The organism is Streptomyces sp. CAU 1734 (assembly GCF_039888735.1).
Classification (GTDB): domain Bacteria; phylum Actinomycetota; class Actinomycetes; order Streptomycetales; family Streptomycetaceae; genus Streptomyces.
The window spans coordinates 253,633-275,392 of record NZ_JBDQQP010000001.1 but is presented as its reverse complement, the minus strand read 5'-3'; the positions used below and the strand labels follow the sequence as shown (position 1 = coordinate 275,392).

The 21,760-nt window shown below is 71.5% G+C and carries 19 protein-coding genes and 1 pseudogene; 13 read left to right on the top strand and 7 right to left on the bottom strand.

Translation table 11 applies throughout. The features are described 5' to 3' along the window. Nucleotides 1-82: 82 nt before the first annotated feature. The 3 genes from AAFN69_RS01030 (at nt 83) to AAFN69_RS01020 (ending at nt 4,748) form a co-directional block, all read left to right on the top strand. The gene (locus AAFN69_RS01030; protein WP_347726281.1) at nt 83-778 is read left to right on the top strand and encodes a GntR family transcriptional regulator; all 696 of its coding nucleotides are present in this window, start codon (nt 83-85) and stop codon (nt 776-778) included. Nucleotides 779-963: 185 nt separating this feature from the next. Beyond that, complete coding sequence (locus tag AAFN69_RS01025; protein ID WP_347726756.1) at nt 964-3,417, top strand: dolichyl-phosphate beta-glucosyltransferase; 2,454 nt, start codon at nt 964-966, stop codon at nt 3,415-3,417. A gap of 680 nt (nt 3,418-4,097) precedes the next feature. Next, the gene (locus tag AAFN69_RS01020; protein ID WP_347726280.1) at nt 4,098-4,748 is read left to right on the top strand and encodes a hypothetical protein; all 651 of its coding nucleotides are present in this window, start codon (nt 4,098-4,100) and stop codon (nt 4,746-4,748) included. 67 nt (nt 4,749-4,815) lie between these two features. Here the strand turns inward: AAFN69_RS01020 and AAFN69_RS01015 are convergent, their stop codons facing one another. Beyond that, entirely contained in the window at nt 4,816-5,559 is a 744-nt protein-coding gene (locus tag AAFN69_RS01015) for an SLATT domain-containing protein (RefSeq protein WP_347726279.1), read from the bottom strand. Between the two features lie 317 nt (nt 5,560-5,876). Here AAFN69_RS01015 and AAFN69_RS01010 point away from each other — a divergent pair, with 317 nt between their 5' ends. The 7 genes from AAFN69_RS01010 to AAFN69_RS00980 all read left to right on the top strand — a co-directional run bounded on the left by AAFN69_RS01010 (nt 5,877) and on the right by AAFN69_RS00980 (nt 12,943). Beyond that, nucleotides 5,877-6,212, top strand: a complete 336-nt coding sequence (locus AAFN69_RS01010) for a YbaB/EbfC family nucleoid-associated protein (protein ID WP_347726278.1) — start codon at nt 5,877-5,879, stop codon at nt 6,210-6,212. Between the two features lie 183 nt (nt 6,213-6,395). Beyond that, entirely contained in the window at nt 6,396-6,995 is a 600-nt protein-coding gene (gene recR / locus AAFN69_RS01005; protein WP_347726277.1) for a recombination mediator RecR, read from the top strand. Further along, a complete protein-coding gene (locus AAFN69_RS01000; protein ID WP_347726276.1) occupies nt 6,988-7,644 on the top strand; it encodes a DUF5063 domain-containing protein in 657 nt (218 codons plus the stop codon). Before recR ends, AAFN69_RS01000 begins: the two co-directional genes overlap by 8 nt. Before the next feature lie 238 nt (nt 7,645-7,882). After that, nucleotides 7,883-9,154: an aspartate kinase gene (locus AAFN69_RS00995; protein WP_347726275.1), complete on the top strand. Its 1,272-nt coding sequence runs from the start codon at nt 7,883-7,885 to the stop codon at nt 9,152-9,154. Next, nucleotides 9,151-10,206 (top strand): aspartate-semialdehyde dehydrogenase, encoded by a 1,056-nt coding sequence (locus AAFN69_RS00990; RefSeq protein ID WP_347726274.1) that lies wholly within the window; start codon nt 9,151-9,153, stop codon nt 10,204-10,206. Before AAFN69_RS00995 ends, AAFN69_RS00990 begins: the two co-directional genes overlap by 4 nt. Before the next feature lie 695 nt (nt 10,207-10,901). Next, a complete protein-coding gene (locus tag AAFN69_RS00985) occupies nt 10,902-11,477 on the top strand; it encodes a SigE family RNA polymerase sigma factor (RefSeq protein ID WP_347726755.1) in 576 nt (191 codons plus the stop codon). Further along, nucleotides 11,474-12,943 (top strand): hypothetical protein, encoded by a 1,470-nt coding sequence (locus AAFN69_RS00980; RefSeq protein ID WP_347726273.1) that lies wholly within the window; start codon nt 11,474-11,476, stop codon nt 12,941-12,943. Before AAFN69_RS00985 ends, AAFN69_RS00980 begins: the two co-directional genes overlap by 4 nt. Before the next feature lie 85 nt (nt 12,944-13,028). On the opposite strand, the gene AAFN69_RS00975 is transcribed toward AAFN69_RS00980, so the two are convergent. Both AAFN69_RS00975 and AAFN69_RS00970 read right to left on the bottom strand, forming a co-directional pair. Continuing rightward, entirely contained in the window at nt 13,029-13,787 is a 759-nt protein-coding gene (locus AAFN69_RS00975) for an SURF1 family protein (protein WP_347726272.1), read from the bottom strand. 143 nt (nt 13,788-13,930) lie between these two features. Continuing rightward, entirely contained in the window at nt 13,931-15,769 is a 1,839-nt protein-coding gene (locus AAFN69_RS00970) for a prolyl oligopeptidase family serine peptidase (protein WP_347726271.1), read from the bottom strand. 115 nt (nt 15,770-15,884) lie between these two features. Between AAFN69_RS00970 and AAFN69_RS00965 the strand changes: the two genes are divergently transcribed. Then, entirely contained in the window at nt 15,885-16,727 is an 843-nt protein-coding gene (locus AAFN69_RS00965) for a class I SAM-dependent methyltransferase (protein ID WP_347726270.1), read from the top strand. 33 nt (nt 16,728-16,760) lie between these two features. On the opposite strand, the gene AAFN69_RS00960 is transcribed toward AAFN69_RS00965, so the two are convergent. From AAFN69_RS00960 to AAFN69_RS00950, 3 genes are all read right to left on the bottom strand, one after another. Beyond that, entirely contained in the window at nt 16,761-17,063 is a 303-nt protein-coding gene (locus AAFN69_RS00960; RefSeq protein WP_347726269.1) for a DUF6191 domain-containing protein, read from the bottom strand. Nucleotides 17,064-17,149: 86 nt separating this feature from the next. After that, complete coding sequence (locus AAFN69_RS00955) at nt 17,150-17,842, bottom strand: 4'-phosphopantetheinyl transferase superfamily protein (RefSeq protein ID WP_347726268.1); 693 nt, start codon at nt 17,840-17,842, stop codon at nt 17,150-17,152. A gap of 187 nt (nt 17,843-18,029) precedes the next feature. Beyond that, nucleotides 18,030-18,605 carry a TerD family protein gene (locus AAFN69_RS00950; RefSeq protein ID WP_347726267.1) on the bottom strand — a complete coding sequence of 192 codons (576 nt, stop codon included), beginning with the start codon at nt 18,603-18,605 and terminating at the stop codon, nt 18,030-18,032. Nucleotides 18,606-18,760: 155 nt separating this feature from the next. Between AAFN69_RS00950 and AAFN69_RS00945 the strand changes: the two are divergent. Beyond that, nucleotides 18,761-19,021 (top strand): annotated as a pseudogene (locus tag AAFN69_RS00945) (metalloregulator ArsR/SmtB family transcription factor); the annotation flags it as partial. A gap of 145 nt (nt 19,022-19,166) precedes the next feature. Here the strand turns inward: AAFN69_RS00945 and AAFN69_RS00940 are convergent. Next, nucleotides 19,167-19,595: a hypothetical protein gene (locus tag AAFN69_RS00940; RefSeq protein ID WP_347726266.1), complete on the bottom strand. Its 429-nt coding sequence runs from the start codon at nt 19,593-19,595 to the stop codon at nt 19,167-19,169. A gap of 892 nt (nt 19,596-20,487) precedes the next feature. Between AAFN69_RS00940 and AAFN69_RS00935 the strand changes: the two genes are divergently transcribed. Further along, nucleotides 20,488-21,423: a streptomycin biosynthesis protein gene (locus tag AAFN69_RS00935; protein ID WP_347726265.1), complete on the top strand. Its 936-nt coding sequence runs from the start codon at nt 20,488-20,490 to the stop codon at nt 21,421-21,423. The last annotated feature ends 337 nt before the right edge of the window (nt 21,424-21,760 follow it).

Here is a 21,760-nt window from a genome sequence, read left to right as displayed (position 1 = left end):
ACCCTGTAATCCACCTGCGCCGCAAGTGCTCGCACACACTGGCCTATCGTGTCCGGGACCCCCGGCAAAGGAGAAGCCATCGATGTCCGGCCCCGCCCCCGGCCCGCGCGGCACCGGTTCCGCTGTCACCCGCAGCACCCTGCGGCAGCAGATCGCGGACGCGCTGCGTGACGAGGTGCTGGCCGGGCGACTGCTGCCCGGACAGGAATTCACCGTCAAGGAGATCGCCGACCAGTACGGAGTCTCCGCCACTCCGGTGCGGGAGGCCCTGGTGGATCTCTCCGCGCAGGGGCTCCTCGACTCCGACCAGCACAAGGGATTCCGGGTCCACCGCTTCTCGGTGGGCGACTACCGGGCCATGGTCGAGTCCCGTTCCCTCGTCATCGACGGTGTCATCCGCCACGCCGAACGCCGGGGCCGCACCCGGGTGCGGCCCAAGGCCGCGGTGTCGGTGCGCCGCCGGGCCGAGGAGGCCGCACGGGCGGGGCGCTGCGGCGAGCTGGACATTCATATCGGGTACGACCTGCGTTTCTGGCACGAACTCGGATCCATCGTGGCCAATGCCTATATAGCCGGGTTTCTGCATCAGCTGCGGGTGCAGACCTGGGTCTTCGCCGTACCGCATCTGCGGACCGACCCGGACCGCCGCGAGTGGCTGTGGCACGGACACGAGGAACTGGTGGACGCCGTGACCCTCGGAGATCTCGCGGCGGCCCGTGCGGTGCTCGGCGCGTACAACAACCGGGCGCTCGCCTGGGCGGATCGACTGGAGCGGTGAGCGTGGACCCCGTCGCCGGACCGGCGGCCCGCCGGAACCCACCCGTCCGGGAGGAGACCGGCCCCCGGGCCGCCGAGGTCCCGGACACCGGCACCGGTAACGGCACCGGAACCGGAACCGGAACCGGCCGCGGCGCCGAGCCCACCGGCACCGGCACCGGCACCGGTCCCGACACCGGCGTCGGGCTGAGCGTCATCGTCCCGGCCTACAACGAGGAGACCAGGCTCCGCCCCACCCTCGACGCCATCTGCGCCCATCTGCGCGAGGATCCCGACCGCTGGGGCGAGTGGGAACTCCTCGTGGTGGACGACGGCTCCAGCGACGACACGGCGGAGGTGGCCAGGCTGGCCGCCGCCGAGGAACCCCGGATCCATCTCATCCCCGCCTCCGGCGGAGTCAACCGGGGCAAGGGCGACGCGCTGCGGCGCGGGGTGCTCGCCTCGTACGGCCGGCGGGTGCTGATCACCGACGCCGATCTCGCCACCCCCATCTCGGAGCTGGACCGGCTCGACGAACACGTCACACCCGGCGGCCCGGCGGCGGCGATCGGATCGCGCGCCCACCCCGACTCCCGTATCGAGGTCCATCAGTGGCGGGTCCGCGAATGGCTCGGGCGGATGGGGAACCGGCTCATACGCGCGGTCGCCGTGCCCGGGATCCATGACACCCAGTGCGGGTTCAAGCTCTTCGACGGCGACAAGGCGCGGGCGGCGTTCGCCGGTTCCCGGCTGGACGGGTGGGGGATCGATGTCGAGATACTGCGGCACTTCGGCCAGGCCGGGTGGCCGGTGACCGAAGTACCGGTGCGCTGGTCGCACCAGGACGGCTCCAAGGTCAGGCCGCTGGACTACGGCCGGGTGCTGCTGGAGGTGGCCCGGCTGCGGGTCCGCCCGCCGCGCCGGGCCGATCTGCTGGCGGGAGTCCTCTTCCTGCTCGCCTCCTTCCTCCTCTACAAGGACCTCTGGGCCGATCTCGACCGCGGCTATCTCGCGGACGCCGGCCAGGACCAGAACCAGTGGGAGTGGTTCTTCCGGGTCACCGCCGAGAACGTGGTCCAGCTGCGCAATCCGCTCTTCAGCACGCTCCAGGGATATCCCGAGGGCGTGAATCTGATGGCGAACACGGTGATGCTGGGGCTCTCCGTACCGCTCACCCCGGTCACCCTGCTCCTCGGCCCCACCGTGACCTGGGCGCTGGTCCTCACCGGCGGGCTCGCCGCGACGGCGGTGTGCTGGTACCTGCTGATCGCCCGGTGGGTGACGACCGGACGCCTCGCGGCGGCGGTCGGCGGGGGTCTCGCCGCCTTCGCGCCGCCGATGATCTCGCACGGCAACGCCCACCCCAACTTCATCGTCCTCTTCATGATCCCGGTGATCATCGACCGGGCGCTGCGGCTCTGCGAGGGCCGCCGGGTGGTGCGGGACGGGGTGCTGCTGGGGCTCTTCGCCACGTATCAGATCTTCCTCGGCGAGGAGTCGCTGCTGCTCGCCGCGATGGGAATGCTGTTCTTCGCGCTCGCCTACGCGGTGGCCGACCGGGAGGCCGCGCGCCGCGCCGCGCGGCCCCTGCTGCGCGGGATCCTGATCGGGCTCGCGGTCTGTCTGCCGCTGGTGGCGTTCCCGCTGAGCTGGCAGTTCTTCGGCCCGCAGAGCTATACGCACGTGATGCACGGCGCCGGCACCTGGAACAGCCCCCGGGCGTTCGTGGAGTTCGCCGGCCGCTCGCTGTTCGGCTCCGACGCGGGGGCCGATCCGCTGGCGATGAACCGCACCGAGCAGAACGCCTTCTTCGGCTGGCCGGTGCTCGTGGCGGCGACGGCGGTCGTGATCGTGTTCCGGCGGTCGGCGGCGGTCAAGGCGCTGGCCTTCACCGCGCTGGCCGCGGCGGCGCTCTCGCTGGGGGTGAAGTTCCGCATCCCCCACACGGACATCGTGCTCACCGGCCCCTGGCGGCTGCTCGCCCATCAGCCGCTCCTGGAGTCGGTCATCGAGTCCCGGGTGGCGATGATCTGCGCGCCGGTCCTCGGGATCCTGCTCGCCATGGCGGTGGACCGGCTGCTGCGCACCCCACCGGTGCCGGCCGGCCGGGCCTGGACCACCGGACCGGGGGCGCTGCGCGCCGCGGGGCTGCTGGCGGTCGCCGCGGCACTGCTCCCGATCGTGCCGACGCCCTATCCGGTACGGGAGAGGGCGGAGATCCCCGCCTTCATCACCCAGGGCACCTACCGCTCCTATCTCGCCGAGGGCGAGACGGTGATCACGGTCCCGCTCCCCGACCCGGGCATGGCGGACGCCCTGCACTGGCAGTCCTCCACCGGTCTCGACTTCACCCTGCCGGGCGGCTACTTCAACGGGCCGTGGGGGCCGGACCGGATCGGCATCTACGGTGCGACTCCCCGCCACACCTCCCATCTCCTCGGCGAGGTCCGCTCCACCGGCCGGGTGCCGGAGATCGGCCAGGGCTGGCGCGACCAGGCACGCGCCGATCTGAAGACCTGGCGGGCGGGGGTGGTGATCCTGACCCCGCAGCACAACGCGGAGGCGCTCTACCGGACGGTGGAGCTCCTGCTGGAACGGCCCGGCGAGCGGGTCGACGGGGTGTGGGTGTGGGACGTGGGCAAATCGAGCTCGCGCCGGTGACCCGCCGCGTCCGGCCCGCTCCGGCGTCCGGCCGGGTGCGTACCGGAGGAGGGTCCGTACCGGGGGCGGGTCCGTACCGGGGGCGGCTCCGGACGGTGACCGGCGCGGCCGGGCTCGCGTCCCGGCACCGGGCTCGCGGCGGTGTCGCGCGCCGTCCGGCCGCCGGGCTCGTACCGGAGCGATCGGGCCCGCCCCGCCGGCCCCGGGACCGCGCCGCGCGAACCCCGCCCGGCCCGCCGCACACCGGATTTCCCCCGGTGTGAACCCGGGGCGCGGGACGGGCGTGGTACCCGGTGCGGCACCGGCGCGGTTGCCGCGCCGCACGAGGCGCGGCGCGCGCCTCGGCGCGGAAGCCCCGGACCGGCCTCTAGGTCGTTTCTTACGGATCAGGCTGGGTGAGTGAGTGGGGGTACCTCCCACGCCCTTCGGGCGTAGGGGGAGGGTCTGGTGCCGTGGATCGCAAGGCGGAGGATTGAGCCACTGCGGTGGGGGCACCTCCCATGCCCGCAGGGCATAGGGGGCCATTGGTGATTGACGACAACGCGGCGAGGCGCGGTGCCAGGGCACGCGAGCCCAGCAAGATCCGTAAGAGACGGCCTACGCCTGAACCGGCCGTGGCACTACTCTGACCCGACCGTCGTACGACAGTGCCCCGACCCCGCCTGAGAGCGAGCCCTCCCTTGGCCTGTGACCTGTGGCTGGTCCCCCTCGTCGATGTGCTCTGCCACAGCCCCGACAACCCGTTCGCGGAAGAACTGGCCTCCTATGACCAGGCACTGACCGAAGCGGGACTACCGACCGTACCTGTATTCGCGTATATGCCTGGATTGTCGGGCGATGTCGCCCCGGTGGCGGGGTTCGACTACGACGCCCTGCACTTTCTGCGGCGCGCCTATCTCCTCCAGATCTGCGGACTCGCGGTCACGCCCGTCGATGAACTGGGCGGGGACTACGAGCAGTTGCTGGAGATGTTCGAGTCCACGGCGCAGCAGTCCCATCTGGTCTGGCACTACGACCACGCCGGAGCGTATGTCCCGGTCGATTTCGCCGCCCCGCTCTTCAATGACGAGCTGCTGGCCGGCGGCGGCCCGCTCGGCTCGACCCAGGGGCTGCTGCGGGAGCTGGAGTTCGTCGCGCCCTCGATAGGCATCGACCCGATGAATCCGCCCGCCGCCCCGCGCGCCCCGGAGCGCCCGACCTCGCTGGAGGAGCGGGCGGGGCCGCTTCCGTACGACGAGAGCCCCTTCGCTCGGGAGCGCCATGTCTGGCTGGGGCTGCACGCGGCGGCCACCCGCAGCCTGGGCCAGGGCTCGATGATCGTCTTCAGCTGACCCGGGGGAAGCCGCGCGGCCCGGCCGGGCCGCGCGGCTTCCCCGCGCACCTCGGGCCGGGGCGGAGTCAGCGGGGCGACTCCGGCGGACGCTGCCGCGGCATGTTCGGGCGGGTGCCCGGCGGCAGCGAGGAGCGGCCGGGGGCGGGCGGCTCGGGCAGCCGCATACCGGTTCCCGGCGGCAGCGGGGTCGACTGGAGCACCAGCGGCGCGGGGGAGCCGGAGAACTCCCGCATCCAGTCCTCGGTCTCCGAGCGGACCAGCTCCGTCATGTCCTCCGAGAACCGCCGCAGCACCCCCAGGCACCGCTCGGCCGCCTCGCTCGCGGTGCCCTCCGTCGGGCCCAGTACCTCCCGGACGCTCTCCGAGGCCCAGTCGAATTGCAGAGTCTGCAATCGCCGTTGCACGGCCTGTGCCGTCGCCATGTTCCTCATCCAGCCGGAGGTCACCCCGAAATACCGGTCGCACCCCAGGAACGCCACACCCAGCAGCAGCGACACATAGCCCCAGCCGGCCGCCCCGGGCAGCGCCCGGGTGAGATCCAGCAGCGGCAGCGCCGCCCCGGCGACAAACCCCAGCGCGGCCCCCACCCGCAGGGCCCGGCCCGTACGGCGCTTGCGGACCCGGTCCGCCAGATACCACTCCGTCGTGCGCAGCGCGCCCGCCTCGACCCACCGGTACAGCTCGTCGAGGCGCTCCGCCGGCTCCCCCCAGTCCCCCAGGGGGAACGGCCGTCCGGTCAGGTCGCCGCGCGGCACCTCACCGCGCTCCTCCCGGGCCGGCCCCCCGGGCTGCATCTCCGGCTGGCTCACCGGGGCACTCCTCTATGACGTTCTTGACGTCTGTGACGTTTTCCGACGGCGGGACGGTGTGACACTGCGTGACTGACGGCCGGCAGAGCCAGGCGCTGAAGTGCGTGCAACAGGTTGCTCATGCCCTTCATACCGCCAAATGGTGGTCCGTGTGGCGGAAATCCTGGTATTTCGGCACTCACCCGGGCCGTGATCAGGTAGCGGACCCGCAGGATACTCACTCGAAAGAGTTGTCACTCCGGAGTGCGGCATGCCGCACGGTGACCACGTAGGCTCGGCTTACCGAGCAACCGTTGTCGAAGTGCCAGGAGTGACCCGTGATCCCCGGTGGTGGCCAGCCCAATATGCAGCAGCTCCTCCAGCAGGCCCAGAAGATGCAGCAGGATCTCGCCCGCGCCCAGGAGGAGCTGGCGCGGACCGAGGTGGAGGGCCAGGCCGGCGGTGGTCTCGTGAAGGCCACCGTGAACGGCTCCGGCGAGCTGCGCGGCCTGGTCATCGACCCGAAGGCGGTCGACCCGGAGGACACCGAGACCCTCGCCGACCTGGTCGTCGCGGCGGTCCAGGCGGCCAATGAGAACGCCCAGCAGCTCCAGCAGCAGAAGCTCGGCCCGCTCGCCCAGGGACTGGGCGGAATGCCGGGCCTGCCCTTCTGACCGGGCCGTCCCGGCCCCGTCCGCCATTCCGGGCGGGCGTCCGAGGAACTACCGTACGAGCCGTGGGGCGACACCCGCTCCGGGGCGATGAGAAACCCCGGAGCGTGACGAGCCCCGGAGCGGGGCACAAGCCGGGGTGACAGGCCCCGGCGCCGCCGCCGGGGCACAAGGGAAGGCAGTCCGTTGTACGAAGGCGTGATCCAGGACCTTATCGACGAACTGGGCAGACTGCCCGGCGTCGGTCCCAAGAGCGCGCAGCGGATCGCCTTCCACATCCTCCAGTCGGAGCCCACCGACGTCCGCCGCCTCGCCCATGCCCTGCTGGAGGTGAAGGACAAGGTCCGGTTCTGTGTGGTCTGCGGCAATGTGGCGCAGCAGGAGCAGTGCAACATCTGCCGTGATCCCCGCCGCGACCCCGCCGTCATCTGTGTGGTGGAGGAGTCCAAGGACGTGGTGGCGATCGAGCGGACCCGGGAATTCCGGGGCCGCTATCACGTCCTCGGCGGGGCGATCAGCCCCATCGACGGCGTCGGCCCCGATGACCTGCGGATTCGTGAGCTGCTGACCCGGCTGGCGGATGGCGCGGTCACCGAGCTGATCCTCGCCACGGACCCGAATCTGGAGGGCGAGGCGACCGCCACCTACCTGGCTCGCATGATCAAGCCGATGGGCCTCAGGGTCACCCGGCTGGCCAGTGGTCTGCCCGTGGGGGGAGACTTGGAATACGCCGACGAGGTCACGCTGGGACGTGCCTTCGAGGGGAGACGACTTCTCGATGTCTGACGCCATGCTGCACGCAACGAACCAGGACCCGGCCGACTTCGCCGTACAGATCGCGGACTCGGTCGAATCCTTCATCGTCGCCACCACGGAGGTCGCGAAAGGCGACGAGCCCGACAGCGCCGTGCCCTTCCTCCTGCTGGAGGTCTCCCAACTGCTGCTGACCGGTGGCCGGCTGGGTGCCCATGAGGACATCCTTCCGGACGAGCGTTACGAACCGGACACCGGCCCGGAGCCGGACATGGACGACCTGCGCGAACGGTTCGCCCTGCTGCTCGACCCGGTGGACGTCTTCTCCGAGGTCTTCGACCCGTATGAGCCGCGCAAGGCTCCGGTGGCCTTCCGCATCTCCGACAACCTCGCCGACATGGTCACCGATCTGCGCCACGGCCTCGCCCACTACCGGGCCGGCCGGGTCACCGAGGCGCTCTGGTGGTGGCAGTTCTCGTACTTCTCCAACTGGGGACCGACCGCGTCCGCCACCCTGCGCGCCCTTCAGTCGCTGGTCGCCCATGTCCGGCTGGACCAGCCGCTCCAGGAGCTGGACGGGCTGGACACGGACGAGGACCTGGCGGAGGACGCGCTGGCCGAGGAGGCCGGGCGGGTGATGGCGGAGGAGATCGCCGTACCGCTGGGCCTGCGCACCGGCTGATCCGGCGCCCGCTCCCGCCCCGTACCTCCCGGTTCCCCGCCGCCCGCCGGTGTGTGAGCCGCGGCACACCCCGCGTACACCGCCGCCCACCGGGCAGTAGTCGGTCCGAGCGCGGCCGTGATCACCCACTGAACGCCACATCTCACGATGTGACTGCCCGGGGATCGAAAACGGCCGCTCGTTAGACTGAGCCGACCGCAGTACATGGCTGTGGTGGAGAACCGAGCGAGGAGCGCACGTGGGCCTTGTCGTGCAGAAGTACGGAGGCTCCTCCGTTGCCGATGCCGAGGGCATCAAGCGCGTCGCCAAGCGAATCGTCGATGCCAAGAAGAACGGCCATCAGGTGGTCGTCGTGGTATCCGCGATGGGCGACACGACGGACGAGCTGATCGATCTCGCCGAGCAGGTATCCCCGATCCCTGCCGGGCGCGAATTCGACATGCTGCTGACCGCTGGAGAGCGCATCTCCATGGCGCTGCTGGCCATGGCGATCAAAAACCTGGGCCATGAGGCCCAGTCCTTCACCGGCAGCCAGGCCGGTGTCATCACCGACTCGGTCCACAACAAGGCGCGCATCATCGATGTGACGCCCGGCCGGATCCGTACCGCGCTGGACGAGGGCAATATCGCCATCGTCGCCGGTTTCCAGGGTGTGTCCCAGGACAAGAAGGACATCACCACCCTCGGCCGGGGCGGCTCCGACACCACCGCGGTCGCGCTCGCCGCCGCGCTGGACGCCGAGGTCTGTGAGATCTACACCGATGTGGACGGCGTCTTCACCGCCGACCCCCGGGTGGTGCCCAAGGCCCGGAAGATCGACTGGATCTCCTCCGAGGACATGCTGGAGCTGGCCTCCTCCGGCTCCAAGGTGCTGCTGCACCGCTGCGTCGAGTACGCACGCCGATACGACATTCCGATCCATGTCCGCTCGTCCTTCTCCGGACTGCGCGGCACCTGGGTCAGCAACGAGCCGCAGGGAGACCAGCAGGTGGAGCACGCCATCATCTCCGGAGTCGCCCACGACGTCTCCGAGGCCAAGGTCACGGTCGTCGGGGTGCCCGACAAGCCGGGCGAGGCCGCGGCCATCTTCCGCACCATCGCCGATGCCGAGATCAATATCGACATGGTGGTCCAGAACGTCTCGGCGGCCACCACCGCGCTGACGGACATCTCCTTCACCCTCCCCAAGACGGACGGCGCCCGGGCGATCGACGCACTGGAGAAGGCCAAGGGGAAGATCGGCTTCGACTCGCTCCGCTACGACGACCAGATCGGCAAGATCTCGCTGGTCGGCGCGGGGATGAAGACCAACCCCGGCGTCACCGCCTCCTTCTTCGAGGCGCTCTCCAACGCGGGGGTGAACATCGAGCTGATCTCGACATCCGAGATCCGCATCTCGGTGGTGACCCGCGCCGACGATGTGAACGAAGCGGTGCGCGCCGTGCACACCGCCTTCGGCCTGGACAGCGACTCGGACGAAGCGGTCGTCTACGGCGGCACCGGGCGATGACCCGCAAACCGACGCTCGCGGTCGTGGGAGCGACCGGGGCCGTCGGTGCGGTGATGCTGCGGATCCTGTCGCAGCACGAGGACATCTGGGGCGAGATCAGACTCATCGCCTCCCCGCGCACGGCCGGCTCGCGGCCGGTCGTGCGCGGCGAGGAGTGCGAGGTGATCGCCCTCGGTGAGGACGCCCTGGCGGGCGCCGATGTCGCGCTCTTCCTGGTGCCCGCGGAGATCTCCGCGCGGTGGGCACCGATCGCCGCCGCCAAGGGTGTGGTGGTCGTGGACGCCTCCGCCGCCTTCCGGCTCGACCCGGATGTGCCGCTGGTGGTCCCCGAGATCAACCCCCATGCCGTACGGGTGCGTCCGCGCGGGATCGTGGCCGGGCCGCACGACACCACTCTCGCCATGCTCCCGGCGGTGGGCGCGCTGCATGCCGAATTCGGGCTGCGCGAGCTGGTCGTCTCCACCTATCAGGCCGCCAGCGGCGCGGGCCGGGACGCGGTGGCCGCACTGCGGGCGCAGCTCTCCCTGGTCGCCGGCACGGAACTGGGCACCGCCCCCTGCGATGTGCGCCGCGCCGTGGGCGACGGGACCGGGCCCTTCGCCGCCCCGCTCGCCCTCAATGTGGTGCCCTGGAGCGGCTCGCTCGCACAGGACGGCTGGTCCTCCGAGGAGCTGGGCCTGCGCGCGGAGACCCGGAAGATCCTCTCGCTGCCGTCGCTGCGGGTGGCGGCGACCTGCGTACGGGTGCCGGTGATCACCACCCACTCCCTGGCCGTGCATGCGCGCTTCGAGAGCGAGGTGACGGTGGCCCGGGCGCACGAGATCCTGGCGACCTCGCCGGGGGTGGTGCTCTACGACGATCCCGCGGCCGGCGACTTCCCCACCCCCGCCGATGTGGTCGGCACGGATCCCACCTGGGTGGGACGGGTCCGGCGGGCCCCGGACGACCCCTGCGCGCTGGAGCTCTTCATCTGCGGCGACAATCTCCGCAAGGGGGCCGCGCTGAACGCGGCGCAGATCGCCGAGTCGGTCGCGGCCGAGTTCACGCACTGAAACACCCGGCGCACCGGACACACCGCGCGCACCGCTCCCGGGAGAGCGCCCGGACCGCGCCGGCCGGCGGCGATCCGGCCGGTCCCGGATCGCGGTGATTGACGATCACCCCTGGTGGGGCGGCGAATCGGTTTGTAGGATCTGTGAACACCTCGTGGTTCAACTGTGAACAAATCGAAGGTCTGTGCCTTTTGGGCCGGACTGTCGGGGTGCTCGGAGAATTCGCTTCCCGGAACCGCAACCGGCCACGGGGTGAGCGGCGTCTTCGCGTTCACCTCTGTGCGGTGTCGCGAAAAATGGGCCATTGGGGAAGAGCGAGTACGCATGACGACAAAGGGAGCACCGTCAAAAGCGGTGGCGTACGCGTACAACCCTGATGGGGGGATGCGTGTCCAACAGTCGTGGCAGAGGTACTCGACATCTCAGAGGTGGTCCCGGTCGGAGGCGCTGTGGCGCGTCTGGTCCGCGGCGCCGGCTCGGCCGTTCCCGTCCGCAGAGCTTCCCCGGCGCGCGGCCGGCCGGCGGTTCCCGCCCGGCCACCCGCCGCTGACCCGGCCCGCGGCTCCGGCGCGACAGCGGTTCTCGCCGGCGAGCGAGCCGGGGTCGCGGCCCTGGTCGCCGTTCCGGTCCGGGCTCCCGGTCCCGTCCGGGGCGCGACCGCGCGTCCGGTGCGCAAGCCCCGTCCGTCCGGCGGTATGCCGGTGATCGCTCCCATGCCCAGCACGGGCACCACCCGTCTGCCCTCCCAGCGCGAGAGCGCCGAGGGGGCCGCGGCCGCCGGCACCACCGTCGACCACCTCACCGAGACCTACCGCGCGCACTACCGCTCGCTGCTCGGCCTCGCCGCGCTCCTGCTCGACGACACCGCCTCCTGCGAGGACGTCGTCCAGGAGGCGTTCATCCGCGTCCACTCCGCGCGCAAGCGCGTCCGCGACCCGGAGAAGACCCTCGCCTATCTGCGCCAGACCGTGGTCAACCTCTCCCGCTCCGCTCTGCGCCGCCGCATCCTCGGCCTCAAGCTGCTCTCCAAGCCGATGCCGGACATGGCGAGCGCGGAGGAGGGCGCCTACGACCAGCTGGAGCGCGACGCCCTCATCAAGGCGATGAAGGGCCTCCAGCGCCGCCAGCGCGAGGTCCTGGTGCTCCGCTACTTCGCGGACATGACGGAGGCCCAGGTCGCCGAGACGCTGGGAATATCGCTCGGGTCGGTGAAGGCGTACGGATCCAGGGGCATCGCGGCGCTCCGCGTCGCCATGGAGGCCACGGCATGAGTGCCGACAGGAACAGCTGTGAGCGGTACGGGCCGGACGGGCCGCCCGACGACCGGACTGGGAACGGAATTGTGAAGAACGGGCCGGAAAACGCTCCCCACGGCCACGACGGCACCCCCGCGGCGGAGTCCGCGGCTGCCCCGGAGCCGGCGCGGTCCGTGGACGCGGCGGCTCCGGCGGATCCGGTGACGGATTCCGCGGGACCGGGAGCGGGCCCCGCCGAGGGCGCGGCCGAGAGCGCGGCCGGCGGTCCCGCCGAGGAGGCGGCCGGCGGTGAGGCCGGTCCCGATCGCGGCGTTGATCCCGATCAAGACACCGGTCCCGATCGCGGTGCCGGTCCCGCAAGCGGTCCCGCCGGCGGGGAGGGGGCCCTGCTGAGCGCCCTCTTCGGCGGTTCGGCCGGCGGCGGTGGCGGCGGTGGCCGGGGCGCCGGCTTCGGTGCCGGTGGTGACGGCGGCGGCGACGGCCCGCACGGCGAGGAGGAGTCCCTGCGAAGGCTGCTCCAGGGCGCCGTGGGCGATCTGGCGCCCGCCGACGGCGCGCTCGACCATCTCCGCAAGGCGGTGCCCGCCCGCCGGGCCCGCAAGCGCCAGGCCCTGGTCGGCATGGCCGCCGCGGTGGTGCTGATCGGCACCGCCGTGCCCGCCTTCGTCCATGTGGCGAATTCCGGCGGCGGCACGAAGGCCGACCCCATCACCATGGGCAACACCCAGCATGCGACGGGCGGCAATCAGGCCGAGCCCGGCGCCGGTACGGAGTCGCGGGATCCGGCGGGTCCCACCGCCGGGGCCTCCGGCAAGCCGGGCGGCCCCGACAACCCGTCCGTCCCGCCCGGCGAGAAGCCCGGCCCCGGCCAGGGTGACGGCGACGGCGGCCGGCCGCACGACCGTCCCAACGGCGGGGCCCCGACCCCGCTGCTCTGCGCCCCCGATCAGCTCCAGACCGTCTCCGCGCAGTCCGGCGTCCCGGACGGCGAGGGCAAGGTCTACGGCAGTTTCCGGGTCTCCAATGTCTCCGGCAGCAGCTGCACGGTCAGCGGCGGCGGCACCGTCGACGTCCTGCCGATGGGCGCGGCCGACGCGGCCAAGATCAGTGTGGTGCACCAGTCGCCGGGCGACGCGGCGAGCGGCCTCCCCGACCCGTCGGAGTCCTCGTCCGATCTGCTGCTGGCGCCCTCCGCCTCCTATGAGGTGCGGTTCGCCTGGGTGCCGAGCGAGACCTGTCCGACCACCGGTGCCTCCCCCGAGCCCACCCCCTCGGGCGAGCCGCCCACCGGTGAGACGGGCGGCGGCTTCGGCACGGCGCCGGGCGGCATCACCACCCAGCTGGTCCGCGCGGACGGCCTTCAGGACGGCAGTATCTCGGTCTCCCACACGGCACCCGCGGGCTCCCCGACGGCCGCCACCGACATCGCGAACGCCTGCGCCGGCACGGTCTACCGCACCGGCCTGCTGGCCGCGGGCTGACACCACCGGAGACCCGGCCGCGCTCCCGCCGCCGGCCGGGATCCGGGCGGGCGGCGCCCCCGGCCCCGGCTGGTGACGGACCGGGTCAGACCGGGTCCGGTTCCAGCCCCAGCCGGCGGTCCCGCTCCGATTCCGCCTCGCGCCGCACCAGCCGGAACCACATGAAGAGCACAAAGGCCGCGAAGACAAACCATTCGCCGGTGTAGCCGAGGTTCTGGAACGCCTTCAGATCGAGCCCGCTGCCATCCGGGATGGAGGCGGGCACCGGCACCAGACCGCTCGCCGCGTCGGTCTCCGTGAGTGTGATCCACGCGTCGTGGACATCATCGGGGACGAGGTTCACCAGCGCGGCGGCGCTGATCATGCCCAGCTGCCCGCCGGGCAGCCCGCCCGCCCGCACCCCGTCGGTACCCGCGTTCTCGGACGCCTGGAGCGCTCCCGTCACGGTGACCTCACCGGCCGGGGCGTCCGGCACCGGCGCACCCGGGGCCAGCCAGCCGCGTACCACGGGCAGGGTCCGGCCGCCGTCGGTCCGCAGCAGGGTGAGCACATAGGAACCGCGCTCACCGTCCAGCTCGCGGCCGGGCACGATGAACTGCTCGTCATAGCTCCCGGTCACCGTCGCCGGACGGCCGGAGGTGTTCTTGTCCACCGGCAGCAGCTCCTCCAGCGGCGCGGCCCGCTGCTCACCGGGCGCGGGCGCCCGCTTGGCCGCCTGGTGGGTGTCCACCCGGTCCTCGAACTTCCCGAGCTGCCAGGAGCCCATGAAGATGCAGAACGGGATCGCCAGCACGACGAAGGCGTTGATGCCCCACCAGCGGGGTGTCAGCAGGAACCGGTACACCCCTCCACGGTACGGAACGCGCTCCGGCCGCTCCTGTCCGCCCCCTGTCCGGCCGCGCCCCGCCCGTACCCCGTCCGTACCCCGGGGCGCGGACCCGGCCGCCCCGGGGTACGGACCCGGCCGCCCCGGGGTACGGACCCGGCTCATCCGCCCAAGTGCGCGGCGGCGAAGGCGATCTCCATCCCCACCTGCTTGATCCGCTCCTCCACCACCAGCGAGCCGTGGCCGGCGTCGTACCGGTACACCTCGTGGACCGCGCCCCGGGCCGCCAGCCGGTCCACATAGTTCTCCACCTGCCGGATCGGGCAGCGCGGGTCGTTGACCCCCGCCGAGATGTGGACCGGCACCCGCACCGCGTCGACATGGGTCAGCGGCGAGGAGGCCGCGAACCGCTCCGGAACCTCCTCCGGAGTGCCGCCGAACAGGGTGCGGTCCAGCGCCTTCAGCGCCTCCATCTCGTCGTGATAGGCCGTGACATAGTCGGCGACCGGCACGCCCGCGATCCCCAGTGACCAGGACTCGGGCTGGGTGCCCAGCCCCAGCAGGGTCAGATAGCCGCCCCAGGAGCCGCCGGTGAGGACCAGCCGTGCCGGGTCGGCGAGACCGGAGGTCACCGCCCACTCGCGGACCGCCGCGATGTCCTCCAGCTCGATCAGCCCGACCCGGTGCTTGAGCGCGTCGGTCCAGGCCCGGCCGTACCCGGTCGAGCCCCGGTAATTGACCCGTACCACCGCATAGCCGTGGTCGACCCAGGCCGCCGGGCCGGCCGCGAAAGCGTCGCTGTCGTGCCAGGTCGGGCCGCCGTGGATCTCGAACACGGTCGGCAGCGGACCCGCTCCCGCCGATCCGGCGGGGCGCTGCACCAGTGCGTGGATCCGGCCGCCCGGCCCCTCCACCCAGACATCCTCCACCGGCACCGACCCGGGCGCCTTCGGTCCGGGCGGGTCGAGTACGGTCCCGCCCGCCGTGGAGCGCACCTGCGGCGGCAGCGCGGCGGACGACCAGAGGTACTCGACCGTCCCGTCGGGGCGGGCCGTCGCCCCGGAGACCGACCCCGCGGGGGTCTCCACGCGTTCCAGCCCGCCGCCGGCCAGGTCGTAACGCCACAGCTCGCCGCGGGCCTCGAAACTGTGCGCGATCAGCAGCCCCGAACCGTCCGGATACCACTCGGCGCTCACATCGCCCGGCAGCTCGATCGCGAGATCGCGCTCCTCGCCCGAGGCGACATCCCAGACCATCGGCTCCCAGCGGCCCCGCCGCTGATGCCCCACGAGCAGCCGGGTGTCCCCGTCCACCGGGGCGAAACCGAGCACCTCCAGGCCCAGCTCCTCCACACCCCCCCGGGTGTCGTCGAGCTCGGCCACCGGGGTGCCGTCGATCCGCACCACCCGCACCGCCGCATGCATCGCGTCGCCGTGCTCGGTGTGCTCGATCGCGATCAGGGTGCCGTCGTGGGACAGATCGCCGACCCCGGCCGACTCCCGGTGCCGGTAGATCTCCACCGGCTCGGCCCCGTCGCGCACGACATGGACGGTGGTGCCGTCGTCGTCGGTGGACCGGCCGACCACCGAGGCCCCGTGCCGCCCGATCGCCAGACCGGCCGGGTAGGAGGGGGCGAGCCCGGGTGCGGCGGGCACATCCGCGCCCCCGCCGAAGGGCTGCCGCAGCCATATCCCGAACTCGTCCCCGTCCGTGTCCGAGAACCACCAGATCGACTCGCCGTCCGGGGAGAGCACCCCGTCCGTCGTCCCGTTCGGCCGGTCGGTCGCCTGCCGCTGCCCGCCGGTCGCCCGGTCCCACGCGTAGAGCTCGTACGTCCCCGTCGCGTTCGACACGAAGAGCGAGCGGTCCGGCGCGTCCTCGGCCCAGTCGGGGAGAGAGACACGGGGAGCGCGGAATCGCTTCTCCCAGTCGGGCGTGATCCCGGCGGGGGCGGCCTTGTCGGGCGTGGCCTCGCTGGGGGTGACCTCTGCATCATTCATGCCCCCATCCAACCCGATCGCGCGGCCGGCTCCGGCGGCCCTCGCGGAGCGGCGGTCACGGGGCCGGCGGATAAACCGTTCGCGCCATCCGCGGCCTGTGGATAACTTCGGGGGCATGTCTTCCCCGATTCCGCGCGACGAGCCCGCCGACTGGCGCGACACCAACCGTTCCAACTGGGACGAGCGCGTCCCGATCCATGTCGCGAGCGACTTCTACAAGCTGGACGCCTTCCGCGCCGGCGCCGACCCGCTGCGGGACTTCGAGGTCGCGGAGGTCGGCGATGTCACCGGCCGTACGCTCCTCCACCTCCAGTGCCACTTCGGCCTGGACACCCTCTCCTGGGCCCGGCGGGGAGCGGCGCGGGTGGTGGGGCTCGACTTCTCCGAACCGGCCGTGGAGGCGGCGCGCGGGCTCGCCGCGGAGATCGGACTCGGACCGGAGCGGGCCGCTTTCGTGGCCGCCGATGTGTACGACGCGGCGCAGGCCGTGCCGGACTCGTCGTACGACATCGTCTACACCGGCTGCGGCGCGCTGTGCTGGCTGCCGGACATCACGCGCTGGGCGGAGACCGCCGCCTCTCTCGTCGCCCCCGGCGGCTTTCTCTATCTCGCCGAGTTCCATCCCGTCACCGATGTGCTCGACGACGAGACGGGCTCCCGGGTCGTCCACGACTACTTCTCGCGCGACGCCTGGATCGAGGAGATGTCCGGGACCTATGCCGACTTCACCGCGCCGACCGTGCACAACCGCACGGTGGAGTGGCAGCACCCGATCGGCGAGGTGGTCTCCGCGCTCTGCGCGGCCGGGCTGCGGCTGGAGTTCCTGCGCGAGCACGATGTCTCGCTCTTCGCGCGCTTCGACAACATGACCGCGGGTCCCGACGGCTACCACCGGCTGCCCGCGGACCGTCCCCGCTTCCCGTTGATGTACTCGCTCAAGGCGTCCCGGCCCGCCTGACCGGGGCTGTCCGGAGCCCCGGCCCGGGAGACCTCAGGAGGTCTCGGGTGCCCGGGGCAGCCGTACCACCGCGCGTCCGCTGTCCAGATCGACCGTGGAGCGGTTCGGCGGTGCGCCGTCCTCGTCGTCGTCCTTCAGCAGCAGCGCGCTCTGCCGCTCCTTCAGCTCGCTCTGCTTTCCCGGCGAGAAGGTGGCGTGCAGCTGCTCGAAGCCGGTCGCGGAGACCTGCCCCGTGCGCTTGCCGAGCCCGGTGGCCCGCATGATCTGATCGGCGAAGGCGATGATCAACAGCACGATCACCAGCCCCGGTATGGTCATGAATACGACGAACTCCATGAGTTCCGTCTCCCGTGCATCCGGTGGTTCGGCCGGGGTGCGGAAGGCCCGCGCCGGCCGGTCTGCCGATACGCCGCGGCCCCGGGTCAGTGCCCGGAGCCGGTGACCCGCACGGCCACGGCCGCCGCGTATCCCGGGTCGGTCGGTACGTCACTGAGCAGCCAGCCGCTGTCCGGCGCGGCCGGACGGGAGCCGGTGCCCACATAGAGATGGGCCGTGCCCTCGTTGAGCCCGGCGCCGGTGGCCTTCAGCACGGATTCCTTGCGGGTCCAGCAGCGGGTGAAGGCGGAGGACCGCTCGCCCGCCTCCAGGGCCGCCAGCTCCGCGCGCTCGCGGGGGTGCAGCTGACCGGTGATCTCGGTGATCGTCGCGTCGTCGGCGAGTGCTTCGACATCGACCCCGACGGGTGCCGCGGCCAGGGCGATCAGCACCATGCCGCCGGTGTGCGAGAGCGAGAAGTGAACGGTATTGCCGGGCACCACGGGCCGGCCGTGCGGTCCGCCGCAGTGGGTGCACGGGTCGCGCTCCAGCACCACGGCCTCGGGGGAGCGCCCGAGCCGCTCGCCGAGCAGGCGCCGCAGCGCCACATGGGCGACGGCATAGGCCTCGCGGGGGGCCGGGCGGAGGAAGGAATCCAGCCGTGCGGACTCCTCGGCATTGAGCAGCTGCCGGTGGGCGAGCGCGTCCGCCACGAGATCGGGGACACGGCCGAACCAGAGCTGCTCCACCCCCGGTGGCGGTGCCATCGGGTGCTGGCCGGTGGGGGCCTCGGTTGCCATGCGCTGACCTACTCCTCGGCTGCCTCGACTCCTCGGCTGGGAATCAAGGGTACCCAGGAGACACCCGGGCCCACCCGCCCATGGGCCGGAACCGGCCCGCGCATCCCGCGAGAGCCCGGCCCGCCCGGGCGGGCGCGGCCCCCGGGCGGGCCGATGCCCGCCCGGAGGCCCGCTCGCTTCACGGGTCCTAGATGTTGACGCCGAAGTCCTGCGCGATGCCGCGCAGCCCGGAGGCGTAACCCTGGCCCACGGCGCGGAACTTCCACTCCGCGCCATTGCGGTAGAGCTCACCGAAGACCATCGCGGTCTCGGTCGAGGCGTCCTCGCTGAGGTCGTAGCGCGCGAGCTCGGCGCCACCGGCCTGGTTCACGACGCGGATGAAGGCATTCCGCACCTGGCCGAAGGACTGGCCGCGGCTCTCGCCCTCGTGGATCGAGACCGGGAAGACGATCTTCTGCGCCTCGGCGGGCACGCCCGCCAGATTCACCTTGATCTGCTCGTCGTCGCCCTCGCCCTCACCGGTGAGGTTGTCACCGGTGTGCTCGACGGAGCCGTCGGGGCTCTTCAGGTTGTTGAAGAAGACGAAGTGCTGGTCGGAGACGACCTTGCCGTTCGCGTCCACCAGCAGGGCGCTGGCGTCCAGGTCGAAGTCGGTCCCGGTGGTGCTGCGTACATCCCAGCCCAGGCCCACGACCACCGCCGTCAGGCCCGGGGCCTCCTTGCTGAGTGAGACATTGCCGCCCTTGGACAGGCTGACACCCATGGAAATCCCCTGCGCAATCCGGCGCGGGCCGCGCCTTTCTTGACGTTTGCTGTGCCCAATGTGGCCAACGACTGGTGTGCCCCCTCAGTTCCCGGCCGATCGAGTGCCGATTATTCAGCTTTGCCTTATATAAGCCTCGGCTGTACCTTCGGTCCGTGCACGCACTCGATGTCCTGGGCGATCCCGTCCGCCGCCGCATCCTGGAGCTGCTCGCCGCGGGTGAGCGTCCCTCGGGCGCGGTCGCCGAGGTGATCCGCGCGGAGTTCGGCATCTCACAGCCCGCCGTCTCCCAGCATCTGCGGACTCTTCGCGAGGCCGGATTCGCCACCATGCGCCCCGAGGGCACCCGGCGCCTCTATTCCGTCGATCCCGCGCCCCTCGATGAAGTCGATCTTTGGCTGAAATGTGTGCGCGGCCCCATCGGCTGATCCGGCCGGGCGGCGCCGGGCGGGCCCGGGGTGTCCGTACGGCCCCGCCGTCGCCCGGCTGTCCCGGGCGTCCGCCCGGACCGCGCTCCGGCGTCCCGTCCCGCTTCCGTGTTCACGCCCGTGTCCATCAACATCAGCCGGCCGAATCAAGGCTCTTCATGACGAAATTGACAATCGCGAACTGATGGCCGCAATGCGGACAGCAGTGCTCGGTGCCCAGCGGCGGCAGCGGGGCCGGACGGCCGGCGTCGGCCCCGGCCGTCCCGTCCGCCCCGATCACTTCGACCGGCCGCACCAGTTCGACGGGCTCGGCCATCTTGACCGACCCGACCACCTCCAGTGATCCGGCCGGCGGATCCACCGCTTCGTCCGGCTCGACCATCTCGGCCGCGCACGCCGCGCCCGCGGAGGCCGGCCCGGGGATGATGCGCGGACCGTGGGTCCGCTCCCGGAGCGCACGGCAGGCGGCGGTGCAGAAGCGTGTGTCGGGGTGGCCCCGGCGCGGGGTCGCCGGGACGAACTCTGCGCCACATGTGACGCAGAGGCTGGTTGCGTTGCCCATGGAGCCTCCTGGGTGGAGTCGGGGAGTCGTCGCGATCCGTTGCTCAGTAGAGCGCGGAGGTGGTTACCGCGCCGGAACGCCTTCGTTTCCCCGGCTGTGACCCGACAGGTCGATGCGGCCGGGAACAGCGGTCGCCGAAGCGCTGTTACTTCGCTGAAACCCGGCCGGTGAGAGTATCGGGCGCCGGTGGCAAAGCGGGTTTGTTCGGATACCGGGGTTGCGTGTCCTTGATCGGCGGCCCTCTCGGGAGGGGCCGGTATTTCCGCTTCCGGGGGCTCGGCGCGCACTGCGGCGGGCCGTCGTTTTTCGGTGCCGAGTTGCCCCCTTACCCGACGGTGTCGTCGGGCGGCGACGAATGGGCGGTGAATAGCCGGAAGGTTAAGGGGAATGAAACATTCCGACTTCCGGGCCGCCGTGCACCTGCCTGTTCGGCGGAATTGACATGCCGTCTCAAAGGCTGACGGCCACCATGAAACTCGTTCCCTGGGCTGAGTGCTGCTGTTAGAGTGGATGCGCCAGAAGAAAAAGAACTCTTGTTCGCCTGGAGACTCGTGCGAAAAGCGAGTGCTTACCACTCGGCTTCTCGCCGGAGCGGACTCCACGACCCGGGGGCGGAAGCGACTCGGGCCCGACTGCGGCAGCGCAGTGGTGATGCGGCCGTACAGCGCCGACGATCAATTGTGACAAGCACCGATTGATCGATGCGAAGCAGCGGAATCGACGTGTGTCGGGTGCTGCCCGAAGGTGACACGTGAGGAAGGCGTTGGCCGAGCGAACGGAGATGCGGGTGCGACGGGGGGAAACCGGTGTCAGAGTTGTCGATGTTGATGTCGACATTCGATCATTGTCGACGGAGGGTTCACCAAGAAGAGCGGGCGAAGACCCCGACCATGTGGCGGCATTGGCGGAGTTGGACGTTCCCCTGCCGTCCATCATTGTGCACCGCGACTCGATGCGGGTGATCGACGGACTGCACCGACTGCGCGCCGCCCAGCTGCGCGGCGACCGCTCCATCGCGGTGACCTTCTACGACGGCACCGAGGCGGACGCCTTTGTGATCGCCGTCGAGTCGAATGTGCGGCACGGACTGCCGCTGTCACTGCGCGACCGCAAGCGGGCCGCCGCGCGGATCAGCACCACCCATCCGCAGTGGTCGGACCGGAAGATCGCCTCCGTGACGGGCATCGCCCCCCGCACGGTCGCCGAGGTGCGCCGGTCGCAGACGGTCGGTGCCCCGGAGGAGAACATCGCGAGGATCGGCCGGGACGGGCGGGTGCGCCGTGTCGACATCGCCGAGGGGCGCAAGCGGGCCTGCCAGCTGATATCCGAGAATCCCAATCTGTCGCTCCGTCAGATAGCGCGGGCCGCCGGCATCTCCCCGGAGACCGCGCGGGATGTGCGCAACCGGCTCAGCCGGGGGGAGGAGCCGCTGCTCCCGCCGAGGCAGAGGGGCGTCCGGCCCCGCACGCGCGGGGAATTGCTGAAGGTCGTACCGCAGCAGGGTCACGGTGAGACCCGGCCGGCCGGCCCCGCCGCCGGCGCGGACGGGCTCTCGGCGGTGAATCTGCTCAAGGCGGATCCCACACTCCGATTCAATGAGACAGGGCGTCAATTACTGCGCCTGCTCAGTGTGCACATGCTCCCGCCGGACGAGTGGAAGGGAATCGTCGACATCGTTCCGCCGCACTGGAGCGGGACCGTGGCACATCTGGCCCGCGAGTGTGCGCACATCTGGGAAGAGCTCGCGGCCCAAGTGGAGAAGAACACCGCCCAGGTCGGGGAATCCGCCGCTTCTCCCGCGGATTCCACGCCCTGTCCGACCGTTTGATTTCACCGGACTGTCCAACCGGCTTGTCCAACTGCGCAATGTGAGCGGTTGGACGCCGGAGCCGCCCATCATTCCCGCGGCGAGTGCAAGCCTTCCGGCCGAGCGGCATTGAGTGACGCCGCTCGGCCCGACGGCATGTCCGCGTGCTGATACGGCGCACTTTCGCGCGCCCGGCGCACCTCATTCACACGGGCTCGCACTTCCCTGCGCGCGCGACCCGCGTAAATCCCGCCCTGGGCTGCCTTTTTCGGTGATCGTTCCGGCATACCCGAAATCCCTGCCGGGGCGCGTGGTTGGCCCGAATTCAGACAGGTATCGTCGCCTCCCGGACCGCGGC

What these genes read in the sequence shown, in the direction of transcription:
- AAFN69_RS01030 (WP_347726281.1), top strand. Translation starts at nt 83, where the DNA reads ATGTCCGGCCCCGCCCCCGGCCCGCGCGGCACCGGTTCCGCTGTCACC.
- AAFN69_RS01000 (WP_347726276.1), top strand. Translation starts at nt 6,988, where the DNA reads ATGTCTGACGCCATGCTGCACGCAACGAACCAGGACCCGGCCGACTTC.
- AAFN69_RS00990 (WP_347726274.1), top strand. Translation starts at nt 9,151, where the DNA reads ATGACCCGCAAACCGACGCTCGCGGTCGTGGGAGCGACCGGGGCCGTC.
- AAFN69_RS00985 (WP_347726755.1), top strand. Translation starts at nt 10,902, where the DNA reads ATGCCGGTGATCGCTCCCATGCCCAGCACGGGCACCACCCGTCTGCCC.
- AAFN69_RS00980 (WP_347726273.1), top strand. Translation starts at nt 11,474, where the DNA reads ATGAGTGCCGACAGGAACAGCTGTGAGCGGTACGGGCCGGACGGGCCG.
- AAFN69_RS00970 (WP_347726271.1), bottom strand. Translation starts at nt 15,769, where the DNA reads ATGAATGATGCAGAGGTCACCCCCAGCGAGGCCACGCCCGACAAGGCC.
- AAFN69_RS00965 (WP_347726270.1), top strand. Translation starts at nt 15,885, where the DNA reads ATGTCTTCCCCGATTCCGCGCGACGAGCCCGCCGACTGGCGCGACACC.
- AAFN69_RS00960 (WP_347726269.1), bottom strand. Translation starts at nt 17,063, where the DNA reads ATGGAGTTCGTCGTATTCATGACCATACCGGGGCTGGTGATCGTGCTG.
- AAFN69_RS00955 (WP_347726268.1), bottom strand. Translation starts at nt 17,842, where the DNA reads ATGGCAACCGAGGCCCCCACCGGCCAGCACCCGATGGCACCGCCACCG.
- AAFN69_RS00950 (WP_347726267.1), bottom strand. Translation starts at nt 18,605, where the DNA reads ATGGGTGTCAGCCTGTCCAAGGGCGGCAATGTCTCACTCAGCAAGGAG.
- AAFN69_RS00940 (WP_347726266.1), bottom strand. Translation starts at nt 19,595, where the DNA reads ATGGGCAACGCAACCAGCCTCTGCGTCACATGTGGCGCAGAGTTCGTC.